Origin of the sequence: Nonomuraea sp. NPDC003709, assembly GCF_040610775.1 — a bacterium.
In the GTDB taxonomy this organism is placed as follows: Bacteria; Actinomycetota; Actinomycetes; order Streptosporangiales; family Streptosporangiaceae; genus Nonomuraea; species Nonomuraea angiospora_A.
This window is the reverse complement of sequence record NZ_JBEXMW010000012.1, coordinates 208248-220759: the sequence shown is the minus strand read 5'-3', so window position 1 is coordinate 220759 and position 12512 is coordinate 208248. Positions and strand designations below refer to the sequence as shown.

The 12512-nt window shown below is 71.4% G+C and carries 10 protein-coding genes and 1 pseudogene; 7 read left to right on the top strand and 4 right to left on the bottom strand.

The genetic code is table 11. The features are described from left to right. Window positions 1–207: 207 nt before the first annotated feature. Window positions 208–1146: pseudogene (locus tag ABZX61_RS33465) on the top strand (RNA polymerase sigma-70 factor); the annotation flags it as partial. Window positions 1147–1164: 18 nt separating this feature from the next. Here the strand turns inward: ABZX61_RS33465 and ABZX61_RS33460 are convergent. Together ABZX61_RS33460 and ABZX61_RS33455 are read right to left on the bottom strand one after the other, a co-directional pair. Continuing rightward, window positions 1165–2403, bottom strand: coding sequence for a YbfB/YjiJ family MFS transporter (locus tag ABZX61_RS33460; protein WP_355200119.1), 1239 nt, complete (start codon window positions 2401–2403; stop codon window positions 1165–1167). 52 nt (window positions 2404–2455) lie between these two features. Further along, window positions 2456–3163, bottom strand: coding sequence for an SDR family oxidoreductase (locus tag ABZX61_RS33455; protein WP_355200118.1), 708 nt, complete (start codon window positions 3161–3163; stop codon window positions 2456–2458). A 186-nt stretch (window positions 3164–3349) separates the two neighbouring features. On the opposite strand from ABZX61_RS33455, the gene ABZX61_RS33450 reads away from it, so the two are divergent. Beyond that, on the top strand, window positions 3350–4270 hold the full coding sequence (locus ABZX61_RS33450) for a LysR family transcriptional regulator (RefSeq protein WP_355200117.1): 921 nt from the start codon (window positions 3350–3352) through the stop codon (window positions 4268–4270). A 149-nt stretch (window positions 4271–4419) separates the two neighbouring features. Here ABZX61_RS33450 and ABZX61_RS33445 read toward each other — a convergent pair whose 3' ends face one another. Then, window positions 4420–5172 (bottom strand): DinB family protein, encoded by a 753-nt coding sequence (locus ABZX61_RS33445; RefSeq protein ID WP_355200116.1) that lies wholly within the window; start codon window positions 5170–5172, stop codon window positions 4420–4422. A gap of 18 nt (window positions 5173–5190) precedes the next feature. Continuing rightward, the gene (locus ABZX61_RS33440) at window positions 5191–6063 is read right to left on the bottom strand and encodes a hypothetical protein (protein WP_355200115.1); all 873 of its coding nucleotides are present in this window, start codon (window positions 6061–6063) and stop codon (window positions 5191–5193) included. A 139-nt stretch (window positions 6064–6202) separates the two neighbouring features. Here ABZX61_RS33440 and ABZX61_RS33435 point away from each other — a divergent pair, with 139 nt between their 5' ends. From ABZX61_RS33435 to ABZX61_RS33415, 5 genes are all read left to right on the top strand, one after another. Beyond that, the gene (locus tag ABZX61_RS33435) at window positions 6203–7561 is read left to right on the top strand and encodes a HAMP domain-containing sensor histidine kinase (RefSeq protein ID WP_355200114.1); all 1359 of its coding nucleotides are present in this window, start codon (window positions 6203–6205) and stop codon (window positions 7559–7561) included. A 165-nt stretch (window positions 7562–7726) separates the two neighbouring features. Then, entirely contained in the window at window positions 7727–9586 is a 1860-nt protein-coding gene (locus tag ABZX61_RS33430) for a trypsin-like peptidase domain-containing protein (protein WP_355200113.1), read from the top strand. Window positions 9587–9726: 140 nt separating this feature from the next. Next, window positions 9727–10104: a hypothetical protein gene (locus ABZX61_RS33425; protein WP_355200112.1), complete on the top strand. Its 378-nt coding sequence runs from the start codon at window positions 9727–9729 to the stop codon at window positions 10102–10104. A gap of 65 nt (window positions 10105–10169) precedes the next feature. Continuing rightward, the gene (locus tag ABZX61_RS33420) at window positions 10170–11192 is read left to right on the top strand and encodes a LacI family DNA-binding transcriptional regulator (protein WP_355200111.1); all 1023 of its coding nucleotides are present in this window, start codon (window positions 10170–10172) and stop codon (window positions 11190–11192) included. A gap of 86 nt (window positions 11193–11278) precedes the next feature. Next, on the top strand, window positions 11279–12445 hold the full coding sequence (locus tag ABZX61_RS33415; protein WP_355200110.1) for an acyl-CoA dehydrogenase family protein: 1167 nt from the start codon (window positions 11279–11281) through the stop codon (window positions 12443–12445). The last annotated feature ends 67 nt before the right edge of the window (window positions 12446–12512 follow it).

Sequence of the window (12512 nt, the reverse complement as noted above, 5' to 3'; positions counted from 1 at the left end):
CCAGGGCGAAACGCGCCCGGCCCCCTAAACCGCCCAGTGACTTTCGTGCTGCCATTGGCAGTCCCTTCTTATGTGCATAAGGAGCCCATAAAGCGGCATGCTCCCGGGCGGACACATTGGAGCGCACGAGTGAACGTTGTGCATAGAGGGGCTGAAGGGACGATAAACGATTGCGTGATTCTGGTCATCCGTTACAAATAGGTCTCAATGGGCGCGTACCGGAACATTGGGATGTCACACGACAGCCCTCTCAGGGGCTCTAAGAGCAGTAGTCACACGCATAGGGGGTCCGTGATGTCCGATGTCACCCAGGTGTTCGCCGCCCATCGCGAACTGCTGTTCTCCATCGTCTACAACATGCTGGGCAGCGTCACCGACGCCGAGGACGTGCTGCAGGAGACCTGGCTGGCGTGGTCGTCCAAGGATCCGGACGAGATCGACCATCCGCGCGCCTACCTCGTACGCGTCGCGGTGAACCAGGCGCTCGCCCACCAGAGCGCGCTGCGCCGGCGCCGCGAGACCTACGTCGGGCCCTGGCTGCCCGAACCCCTCGTCACCTCCCCCGACGCCGCCGACCACGCCGTACGGACCGACACGCTCTCGCTCGCGCTGCTGGTGGTGCTGGAGACGCTCACCCCGCTGGAGCGGGCGGTGTTCATCCTGCACGAGGTCTTCGCCTACGCCCACACCGAGATCGCCGCCATGATCGGCCGCAACCCCGCCGCGGTGCGGCAGCTCGCCCACCGTGCCCGTGAGCACGTCCAGGCCCGCCGCCCCCGCACCCAGGTCGCCCCGGGCCTCCAGCGGCAGGTGACCGAGCGGTTCGTGGCCGCGGCCTTCGGCGGCGACCTGGAAGGGCTGATGGAGCTCCTGGCGCCGGACGTGACGCTGTGGGCCGACGGCGGCGGCAAGTCGAACGCCGGCGGCCCGCGCCCCATCCGCGGCCGCGACAACGTCTCCCGCGTGCTCGTCTCCCGCGCCGCCCAGCCCCTCGACGGGCTGGACATCCAGTACCGCCAGGTCAACGGCGATCCCTGCGCGGTGCTGTTCGTGGAGAACGCCCCGTACGCCGTCATGGTCGTGGACATGACCCCCGACGGCTCCCAGATCCAGGACGTCTACACCGTCAGCAACCCCGACAAGCTCGCCCACGTCCCCCGGCCCTCACGGGCTTCCCTGGTGACGGACGGCGAGGACGCGGCGGGGCAGCGGGCCGAGGTGATGGGGGAAGCGGTGGCGCAGCACGCCGGTCGCGGCGGCGGCCAGCACGACGAGGGCGGCGCCGACGAGCAGCGCCGGATGGTAGCCCCGGTGCAGGAGCGGGGTCACGACCAGGGGGCCGAGGATCTGTCCGATGCTGTAGCCGGTGGTGAGGATGGCGACGGCGCGCGGGATCCGCAGGTGGGAGCCGATGGCCAGGGTGAGGGTGGCGACGCCGAGGAACGTGGCGCCGAACAGGATGGCCGAGACCAGGGCGGGGACGATCCCGCCGGCCAGGGCGGGCAGCGCGATGCCGACGGCCTGCACGACGAGCGCGGCGAGGACCAGCGCCGGGCGGGACCAGATCTGGCTGAGCCATGCCCACAGGGCCGTTGAGGGCAGCGCGGCGAGCCCGACCAGGATCCAGGCGCCACTGCCGGCCCAGCCGGGCGCGCTCTGGTCGATCGCGGCGACCAGGAACGTGCCGGCGATGATGTAACCGGTCCCTTCGAGGGTGTAGCCGGCCAGCAGCGCCCCGAACCAGCGCAGCCCGGACCCGGCTCGGGGACCGGACGGGGCGGGCGGCGGCGCCTCCGGGGATGCCGGGCCGGTGCGCAGGCCCCAGGCCGGGATCGCGAGCACGGCGGTCAGCGCGGCCGCCGTCCACCAGGCCTGCTGCCAGGTGCCGGCGGTACGCAGGACCAGCACGGCGACGCCCGACAGGGCGATCCCCGCGCCGATGCCGCCGAAGGCCCAGCCGACGAGGTGGTGCGCGTGGCCGCGCAGACCGGTGAGCATGGCGTCGGCGGCGATGACGAAGATCAGCGCGCTCGCGATCCCGGCGACCAGCCGGAGCGACGACCAGAGCGCGCCGGCGTGCATGACCGGCATCAGGGCCAGCGTGACGATCAGGATCGCCAGGGACGGGCGCAGCGCCCGCCGGGAGGCGAAGATCCGAGGCGCGACGATCGCGGCGACCGCGCCGAGGAGGTACCCGACGTAGTTGGCCGTGGCCAGCTCCGCCCCCAGCCGCGGGGACAGCCCGGCCTGCGCGTGCATCATCGGCAGGATCGGGGTGTAGGCGAACCGGCCGACACCCATGCCCGCCGCGAGCGCCGCCGCGCCCTGCCCGACGATCCGCCAGGGCCGATCCGCCCGGGTCTCCTCGCCGCCGTCCGTGCCGTGCTCTCGTACGGAGGTCAAACTTCGCCTTTCGTTCGGCCGGCGGGAGCGGACGCACCCGGTGGCGGGGGACTCAGTGACCGGCGTTCTGGCCGCCGTCGACGTGCAGGATCTCGCCGGTGACGAACGGGGCCGTCTCGAGATAGACGATCGCGTCGACGATGTCGCTTATCTCGCCCATCCGGCCCACGGGGTGCAGGCCGGCGAGGAGGTCGTAGGTCTCGGCCGGGTGCATCGGCGTACGGATGACGCCGGGCGCGACCGCGTTGACCCGGATGCCCCGGGAGGCGTACTCGATGGCCAGCGACTTGGTGACCGAGTTGAGGCCGCCCTTGGTCAGCGCCGCCAGCGCGGACGGCACGCGGGTGTCCGCCTGGTCGGCCAGGCTGGTCGTGATGTTGACCACGTGCCCGCCGCCCTGGGCGAGCATGACGTCGATGGCCCGCTGGGAGATCTCGAAGAACCCGCGCAGGTTGACCCTCGTCACCAGCTCGTAGTCCTCGTCGGTGTAGTCGGTGAACGGCTTGGACACGAAGACGCCGGCGTTGTTGATCAGCGTGTCGACCCGGCCGTACGCCTCCAGCGCCTGCTCGATGACGCGCCGGCCGACGGACGGGGCGGCGATGTCACCGGCGATGGTCCGCACCAGGGGGTCGTCGGAGGGCTCGATCGATCGGGAGTTCGCGACGACCGCGTAGCCGAGCTTGCGGTAGGCGGCCACCAGCCCCGAGCCGATACCCTGGGACGCGCCGGTGATCACCGCGACTTTGTACATGCTCATGGGTTGCTCTTCTCATATGGATCGAGGCCATACGTCCCGGGCCTCGATCAGCGCGGCCGGCCGGCGAACGGGCGGACCGGCACCGCGCGGTCATGGTTCAAGCTTGCGCCAGTCGGGCGCGATCCCGCCACGACCGGTTCACTCTCTGCTGTGAGGCTGTGCCTCCCAGCGCACTACCCTGGGCGGATGGAGCTACGCCAGCTGCGATATTTCGTCGCGGTGGCCGAGGAGCTGCACTTCGGCCGTGCCGCGGTCCGGCTGCGCATCGCCGGCCCGTCGCTCTCCCAGCAGATCAAGGCCCTGGAGCGGGATCTGGGCGTACGCCTGTTCGACCGGGACCGCCGTTCGGTCGCGCTCACCCCCTCGGGGCAGGCGCTGCTCCCCCAGGTCAGGGCGCTGCTCGAGCAGGCCGACGAGCTGCGCCGCTCCGCGGCCGGCATGGCCGCCACCGAGCCGGTCCGGCTCGGCTACGTCAGCTGGCGCCCGCCCGACCTGACCGCCCGCGTGTCCGGCGTCGCCCAGCTGCACGTCGACGCGTGGGTCATGCCGTCACACACCCAGGCGGGACGGGTCGCCGACGGCAGCATCGACCTGGCCATCTGCTGGGTGCGGGCCGACGACCTGGCCGCCCACGCCCTGGAGGCCCGGCTGATCGGCGCCGACCGGCTCTTCGCGATCTCCACGGGCACCGGCACGTCGGCGGTCCCGGCCAAGGACACGTCGGTGCTGGTGGACTCCGACACCGCCACCTGGGACTCCTGGAACCGCTATGCCGAGGAGTTCGCCCGCGACACCGGTGCCCGCGTCGTGCGCATCGACGACGGCGGCATCACGGGGCCGGCCTTCTTCGACCACGTACGGCGGCTCCGCCGCCCCGTCGTCAACTCGCCGAAGGGCCAGACCGCGCCGGTGCCGCCGGACCTCGTCCAGCGCCCGGTGGTCGATCCGGCGCCGTACTGGACCTGGGCCCTGGTGTGCCGGCGCGACGAGACCCGCAAGGCCGTACGGGCCGCCGTCGAGGCGCTGACCCGGGACGTCGGCGGGCTCGGCCTGGACGCCGACACGGCCTGGCTACCGGCCGACGACCCGTTCCGCACCACCGGATGACACGGCGCCGGTCGGCGTGACGCCGGTCGGCGTGGCGCCGACCGGCCTGGTGATCGTGGTCAGCGTGGTGATCGTGGTCGGCGCGGTCGGCGCGGTCGGCGTGGTCGGCGTGGTGATCGTGGTCGGCGCGGTCGGCGTGGTCAGCGTGGTCAGCGGGCTTCGAGGGTCGCGAGGTCGCGCAGCGTGTAGCGGCGGTGCTCGCACTCCTCCTCCATCACCACCCGCAGGCAACCGCCGACCGTGCGCGGCTCCTCCGGGTAGCCGGGCGCGGGTGCGCGGGTGCAGGCCCGTTCGAGCCCGGCGTCGGTGAGGCCGTCGAGGATGCCGCGCACCAGCGCCACCCGCCCGGCGCGCACCTGCGCCACCTCCGCGTACGACGGGCGGGCGTCGAGGTCGATGCCGAGCGCCGCCGCGTCCTCGGCAGGGTAGCCGGAGTGGGTGAGGCCGAGCCGGTGGAACGGGTCCGGCGCGTCGAGGATCGCCCGGCCCGCCCAGGCGTCGGTGGCGAAGACGAGGTGGCGCAGCGTCTCGACGAGGGACCATTCGTCGTCGACCCGTTCGTGGCGCACCGCTTCGGGCAGCCGTTCGGCGCGGGCGAGCGTTTCGGACCAGAGCCGCTCGATGGTCTCCCACATCGCGCGGAAGTCGTCGGCCGCGCTCATCTCCCGTAGCCGCACCCGTTCGGGATGGCGCCGGTCGAGCTCGGCCTCGACGTAGGGGGTGACGTCCACGTCGTTGACGCGGAAATTTCGTATTTCTCCGGACACGTTGACGTCCATGAGCCAGGAGTCGACGATCTTGATCCGGCGCAGATCGCAGCTGCGGAACGTCGCGGCGGAGAGGTCGGCCATCGTGAAGCTCGCGCCTTGGAACGCGTCGGTGTTGTCGTACTGCGCTGCCATCGCGCCATTGTGCCCCGGCTACCCGCGACCGTACAGCGGCGTCACCCCGCGCACGACGGGCAGTCCCGTGCCCGAGTCGAGCACGAGGCGGTCGCCGAGCGGACGTGACAGCGTGACGGTGGTCGTGTCCATGTGGAGCGCCAAGTCGCAGATCTCGCCGGAGCCGGAGCTCTCCTCGTCCACGTCCACCACCACGAGCTTGCCGGTCTCGTACGCCCGCGCCCCGTGAACGCGGTCACAGGAGCCGTAGCCGTACTCCAGGAGCAGGTCGTGCGGCTTGCCCGCGATGAGGTCGAACCCTTTCACCTCTTCGAACTCCCTCTCCGCGGCCTGCGGCCGGGCGGTGATGGCCGAGGGGGTGACCGCCACGTACACGAACTTCGACTCGACCCCCTTGACGGTGAACAGCCACGCGGGCACCCGGATCGTGCCGCGGCTGGTCTCCAGCGTCGTCTCGCCCAACTCGGCCCCGGTCACCCGGAGCGGGCGGCAGCCCTTGGCCGGGCACTCCTCCTCGATGAAGTCGGCGGGCTTGCTGAGCTCCGCGTACGCGTGGGCCGCCGTGACGAGCGGCACCTCCGAGACCGAGCCGTCCGGCCACCGCAGGCGCGCTTCGGCCAGGGGGTCCGCGGGCAACTCGGCCGCGAGCTTCCACACGCCGTTGTGCGCGCTCAGGGCGGCCCAGGCGGGAGGGTCGGTCCAGCCGCCTCGATCCTGGAGCCCTCCGAGCGGGACGAAGCCGGAACGCCAGGCGCGGTCGCCGGCCGAGCCGTCCCAGCGCGCCACCACCTCCCGGGCACGTGCCTCGAACCGGCCCGGTGAGACCCGATTGGACCAGTTGCAGGAGGCCAGGAGCAGCATCAGGCACAGGCCCGCGATCGTCCTACGCACGACTTCGTGATCACCCCCGGACGCCTAACGTAGCCGCCCACACACCGGCCAAGTGCCCCTCTTATCGGATTTGCGGGGGAATCTCCCTGAATTAGGGGCGAACGCACTCCATGTGGTCTTCTGACTACCGGGGTGTGGAGTGATCAGACGGCTGGGCCGGTCGCTGCGGATGCGGTTGGCGCTGCTCGCCAGCTTGGCCATGTTGCTGCTGAACGTCGTCGTCAGCGCGTTCGTGCTGTACGCCATCCGGAACGAGGCCGCCGACATCCGGGCGTACGACGTGGCCAGCCAGGCCCTGCGCGTGCTGCTCATGGTCAAGCGGAACGCGTTGCCCCCGACGGTGAACACCGACGGGCTCGACGGCATCCAGGTGATCAACTCGGCGGGCCGCGTGGTCTCCTCGACGCCGAACCTGACCGGCCTGCCCCGGGTCACCACGGCGATCCCCCATCGCAACACGGCCAACGACGTCGCCGAGTTCTGCGACCTGCCCGCGTTTCCCGGACGGTGCGAGCTGGTGGTCGCCATGCACGCGTTCCAGCCGGACGGCGCCTGGGTCATCTACGCCTTCGCCCCGGCCGTGCCCTGGTACGTCAGCCTGAAAGTGGTCCTCTTCCAGATCTGCGTGGCGGCCCTGCTGCTACTCCTGAGCTGGTTCGGGGTGTCGCGCGTGGTGGCCCGGACGCTCGCACCCGTCCACAACATCACGAAGAGGCTGGCCGAGATCACCGCGGGCGGAGGCGGGATGCGGCTCCCCGTACCGGAGAACGTGGACGACGAGATCAGGACGCTCGCCTGGACCGGCAACCAGATGCTGGAGCGGCTGGAAGCCGCGATGAAGAAGCAGCAGGAGGCGGTGGAGCAGCAGCGCAGGTTCGCCGGGGACGCCTCGCACGACCTGCGCAGCCCGATCACGGCGATGCGCACCCAGGTCGAGGACGCGCTGCTCAACCCCGAGGAGGCCGACTGGCGGGCGACGGGCGAGGCGCTGCTGGCCAGCCTGGACCGGCTCCAGGCCATCGTCACCGACCTGCTCACGCTGACCAAGCTGGACGCGGGCGCGCCGAGCTCCCGGGAGCCGGTGGACCTGGGCGAGCTGGTCGCCGCCGAGACCGGCAGGCCGCGTACGAAGAACGTCGTCACCACCCTGCAGCCGGGCGTGACCGTCACGGGCGACCGACTGCAGCTGGCCCGCCTCCTGACGAACCTGCTGGACAACGCCGAGCGGCACGCCGAGTCCCAGATCCTCGTCACCGCACGGCGGCAGGGCCGGCAGGCCGTGCTGGAGGTGCTCGACGACGGCGCCGGCATCGAGCCCGGGAAGCGCGAGACGGTCTTCCAGCGCTTCACCCGCCTGGACGCCGCGCGCAACCGCGACGCCGGCGGGACCGGGCTCGGCCTGCCCATCGCCCGCGAGATCGCGCAGGCCCACGGTGGCACGCTCACGATCGAGGACTCCGAGCGCGGCGCCCGCTTCGTCTTGCGCATCCCGGCCTGAGAGGACTGAGCATCCGGTCCGCGAGGACCGAGCATCCCAGCCCGCGAGGACCGAGCAAACCGGTCCGCGAGGGCTGCCCCACACCCCCCAAGTCGGCTCCAAGCCACGCACAAGAGCCGGACCTCACCATTTCCGGATGTGAGAGGAAATTTCAGGACAAGATTGATGAAGATCGCCGCAGGTGCGGCGGTCGCCATGGCGGTCGCGCTGCCCGCGTTACCGGCGGCGGCCGACACGCCCGATGAGCGGCCCGACGTGCCCGTCGGCACCTGGCTGGCCGCGCGTACCCAGCCCGCGGTCCAGCTGACGAGCTTCACCTACACCGGCACCGTCGCCGTACCGACCAGCACGATCAACCAGGCCGCGTTCAACCGGCTCGTGGAGCAGGCCACCGCCACCGTGGCGTCCGGCAAGATCTCCTCGGACGAGCGCAGCATCGCCAAGTGGCTGTTCCAGCAGATCGCGGCCGACGTGGACACCTACCTCGCCTCGACCACCCCGGAGCGTACGGTCGAAGCCGAGGTCGGCGGCCTGTGCACCGGCTGGTGGGTCACCCCCGACGGGTACATGGTCACCGGGGCGCACTGCGTCCAGGTCGGCGAGACCGAGCTGAGCCAGCTGTTCGCGCGGCAGGCGCTGGCGAAGTTCAACCAGCAGGACGCCAAGGAGATCATCAGCGGGCTGCGGGGCCTGGAGGCCGACGAGGAGATCGTCAAGCTCGCGCAGCAGATCTACGTCACCTTCAACACCAACCACATGCAGCTCCGCAACCTGAAGCAGAGCCTGTCGGTGGTCCAGAGCCTGCCCGGCGGCGGCGTGGACAAGACGGCCAAGCCGGTCCCGGCCGAGCTGGTGTCGGTGGGCGAGAGCTACCCGGGCAAGGACTTCGCGCTGCTCAAGGTCAACGGCCAGCAGAACCTGCCGACCGTGCCGCTCGGCGACGACTCCGACGTGCGTACCGGTGACACGCTCTATATCAGCGGCTTCCCCGGCCTGGTCACCAATACGCCATTCTTCAGCCTGGAGTCCAAGCTGGAGCCGGCGCTGACCGAGGGCCCGTACAACGCCAAGCGCACCACCCAGACCGGCGTGCCGTACATCCAGACCCAGGCGCCCTCCTACCACGGCAACTCCGGCGGCCCGGTGTTCAGCAAGGACGGCAAGGTCATCGGCATGCTGATCGCCGGCACGGTGAGCGAGAACGGCGAGGCGTCGGAGAGCGAGAGCTTCGTCCTGCCGGTGGGCATCATCAAGGAGAAGCTCGGCGAGAAGAACATCAAGCCCGCCCAGACCACCACGACGACCCGCTACAACGAGGCGCTCAACGACTTCTTCCGGCACTACTACTCGGACTCGCTGCCGAAGTTCCGCGAGGTCCAGGCGCTGTTCCCGAACCACCCGTACGTGGCCAAGTACATCAGCGACGCGCAGCAGGCGATCTCCGCGGGCAAGGACGAGTCGCCCAAGCCGATCCTGCTGTGGGTGCTGATCGGGGCCGGCGTGCTGGTCGCCGCCATAATCGTCGCGGTCCTGGCCAAGGTCCTCCGCGGCCGCGGGCGGCGGCGCCGCCACCCCGAGCCGTCCTTCGTCCAGCCCCCGCCCGGCGCGGTGCAGCCTCCGTCGTGGCGGCAGCTCCCCGCGGGCCAGGTGCCGCCCCCGGCGCAGGGTGCCTATGGGCAGACGGCGTACGGGCAAGCGGCGTACGGGCAGGGCGCCGACGGGTACGGCCCCGTCGCGTACAACGCCGGCGGCTACGGCGCCGCACCGTACGGTTCGGCCCCTGACCACGCCAACCCCCACTACGGGTCGGCCCCTGACCACGCCAACCCCCAGTACGGGTCGGCTCCAGACCACGCCAACCCCCACTACGGACCGGGCCCAGACCACGCCAACCCCCACTACGGACCGGGCCCGTACGGGTACCCCGCGCCCCCGCACGGCCAGGCCCAGCCGCACTCGGGTGAGCAGACCCGCGCCGTCCGCTACGGCCAGTTCACACCGCCTCCGAACGACCGGCCCTCCTAGTCCTGGATTCGCCTTGCCCGCCCTTTCATACTGAAGGCGACGCCCGGAGACATGACTGCCGTCGATGCCGGGCGGGATCCCGCTCGTGCCCGTGAACGCGAAACCCCCGATTCCGTCGTCGGCCAAGAGGGAGACAGGAGATGCGCACGTCGTACAGACTCGTCCCGCCCGCTGTCCTGGCGATCGGCCTGCTCCTCTGCCCGGTCGCACCCGCGTCGGCCGCCGTCGCCACAACGGCCGGCCCGGCGACGGCCATGGCCCTGACCCTGGACGAGGGCAGCTGCGAACCGCTCGCACGGCGCTTCCTCTGCTCCGTCTCCTACAGCGGGGCGATCGCACCGGTCGCCATCCGCTGGTTCGTCGACGGCGGCTACATCCCCGCGTACGACAACAGGAGTTTCGTGGGGATCGGCTGCCAGCCCACGGTGCGGTACGACATCCGGGCGGTGATCTCCGACGCCACCGGCGCGTCCGTCGAGTACCACACCACGCCCGTCTGCCGATCGGGCAATCCCTGACGTGTCCCGACTGCCCGTCTTCGGTTGATCTTTCCCTTTAGGGTGGTTGCCTGAGGGAGGTATCGATGCCGAGCAACCCTGGGCGTTCCACGCTGGCCACCATCGCCGCCTCGGCCGGCGTGTCCGTGGCCACCGTGTCGAAGGTCCTCAACGGCCGCACCGACGTCGCACCCGCCACCCGCTCGATGGTGCAGTCCCTGCTGCAGGAGCACGGTTACGTCGCCCGCCGGTCACGCCGGACGCGGACGGCGGCTCCGGCCACCCTCCAGGTGGAGGTGGCCTCGGATCTGTGTACCTACTCCGCCCAGATCATCCAGGGCATGATCGAGGCCGGAGCCGGTTCGGGCGCGGCCGTCATCGTCACCAGCACGGCGGTCATGACCGGCGGCGGGACCTCCTGGGTCCGCGGCCTGGTCGACGCGGGGCGGCGAGCGGTGATCACGATCGGCGGCGAGCCGGCCCCGGCCCAGCTCGCCGCGCTGTCCCGGGCCCGCCTGCCGGTGGTCGTCGTCGACCCGCTGAACCTGCCGGACACCCCTGTGACCAGCGTCGGCGCCACCAACTTCGCCGGCGGCATGTCCGCCACCCGCCATCTGCTGGACCTCGGGCACCGTCGCATCGCCTACCTCGGCGGCATCGCCGACGCGGCCTGCAACCAGGCGCGCATGCACGGCTACCGCGCCGCGATGGAAGCCGCGGGCGTGCCCGTGCCCGCCGAATACGTCCGTACGTCGGGCTTCCGCTATCCCGACGGGGAGACGGGCGGAGCCGCACTGCTCGACCTGCGGCTCCCGCCGACGGCCATCTTCGCCGCCAGCGACGGGAGCGCCCTCGGCGCCATGCAGGCCGCCAGGGCTCGGGGCCTGCGCGTCCCGGAGGACCTCAGCGTGGTCGGCTTCGACGACACCGAGGTCGCGGTCATGACCTCGCCGCAGCTGACCACCGTACGCCAGCCGCTGCGCGAGATGGGCGGCATCGCCCTGCGCACGGCCCTGCGCCTGGCCGCCGGCGAGAAGATCGAGTCCCGCCACATCGAGCTCGCCACCGAGCTGATCATCCGCGGATCGAGCCGGGCGGCCGGCCCATGAGGTGGCGCGGCGGCTCTGGACAATGCGCCGCATACGTGATCTGACGGAGTAAGAGCGCCGACGATCGCGAACAGGAGCACCTGGACATGAGCGACACGCCGCGACTGCACACCGCGGGCAACACCCTGCTGGAGCGAGCCCGCGCGCTGCGCCCGCAGATCGAGCGCGACGCGGACCGGGCCGAGGAGCAGGGCAGACTCTCCACCTCCGTCGTGGACGCCCTACACGAGGCAGGACTTTTCGGGATATGGGTGCCAGTGCCGCTCGGCGGCGCCGAGCTGTCGCCCAGCGAGCTGATGGCCGTCCTCGGAGAGCTCTCCTACGCCGACCCTTCGACGGGCTGGGTGGTCATGGCCACCTGCCTGGAGAACGGCACGGCCGGCGCCTACCTGGGCGACGAGGCCGTCGAACACATCTTCAAGGGCCCCCGGATGCCGCTCTTCGCGGGCCAGGGCACCCGTCCGGGCATCGCCGTCCCCGAGGACGGGGGCTTCCGCCTCAGCGGGCAGTGGAGCTTCGCCTCCGCCATGCTGCACTCCCAGTACGTCCACAGCCTGGGCGCCATCGAGGGCACCGACGAGGTCCGGATCTTCATCACGCCGATCGAGGACGTCAAGCCGCTCGGCAACTGGGACGTCCTGGGCCTGCGCGCGACCGGCAGCATCGACTACTCCATGGACGACGTCTTCGTACCGGAGTCGCAGTCGCACGTCTTCGACACGAACGAGCCCCTGCGCGGCGGCGCCATCTACCGGCTCGGCCTGGTCGACCAGGCGCTGATCTGCCACTCCGCCTGGGCGCTCGGCGTCGGCCGCCGGCTGTTGGACGAGCTGAGCCGCTACGCCGTGGCACGGGCCGGGCGGACCGGGCAGATCGCCGGCAGCGACGCCTTCCACACCGACTTCGCCCGTGCCGAGGCGAAGTTCCGCGCCGCGGCGGCCCTGGTGCGCGAGACGTGGGACGACGTGGAACGCACCCTCGACTCGGGCCGGACGCTCGACGTACGGCAGGAGACGATGGTGCGGCTCGCGCTCAACCACATCACGTCGACGATCACCGAGGTCTCCCACTTCGTCTACGCGTCGGGCGGCACCTCGGCGCTGCGCGACGGGCTGATCCAGCGGCTGTTCAGGGACGTCCACGCCGGCGCCGCGCACATCACCTCGGGCCCGCAACTGCTCCGGGAGTGCGGCCGCGAACTGGCCGGCCTGGCCGCGGGCGAGTCCTGGGCACTGTTCGGCCTGGAGCCGTGAGGGTGCGCTGACCCGCGCGCTCGGGGCCGGGGCGGCGCGGTGAGACTCCGGTGAAATGTCCGTGGAA

Excerpts from the sequence above, each read along its gene's own strand:
- ABZX61_RS33455 (WP_355200118.1), bottom strand. The coding sequence starts at position 3,163 with ATGAGCATGTACAAAGTCGCGGTGATCACCGGCGCGTCCCAGGGTATC.
- ABZX61_RS33450 (WP_355200117.1), top strand. The coding sequence starts at position 3,350 with ATGGAGCTACGCCAGCTGCGATATTTCGTCGCGGTGGCCGAGGAGCTG.
- ABZX61_RS33445 (WP_355200116.1), bottom strand. The coding sequence starts at position 5,172 with ATGGCAGCGCAGTACGACAACACCGACGCGTTCCAAGGCGCGAGCTTC.
- ABZX61_RS33430 (WP_355200113.1), top strand. The coding sequence starts at position 7,727 with ATGAAGATCGCCGCAGGTGCGGCGGTCGCCATGGCGGTCGCGCTGCCC.
- ABZX61_RS33425 (WP_355200112.1), top strand. The coding sequence starts at position 9,727 with ATGCGCACGTCGTACAGACTCGTCCCGCCCGCTGTCCTGGCGATCGGC.
- ABZX61_RS33420 (WP_355200111.1), top strand. The coding sequence starts at position 10,170 with ATGCCGAGCAACCCTGGGCGTTCCACGCTGGCCACCATCGCCGCCTCG.
- ABZX61_RS33415 (WP_355200110.1), top strand. The coding sequence starts at position 11,279 with ATGAGCGACACGCCGCGACTGCACACCGCGGGCAACACCCTGCTGGAG.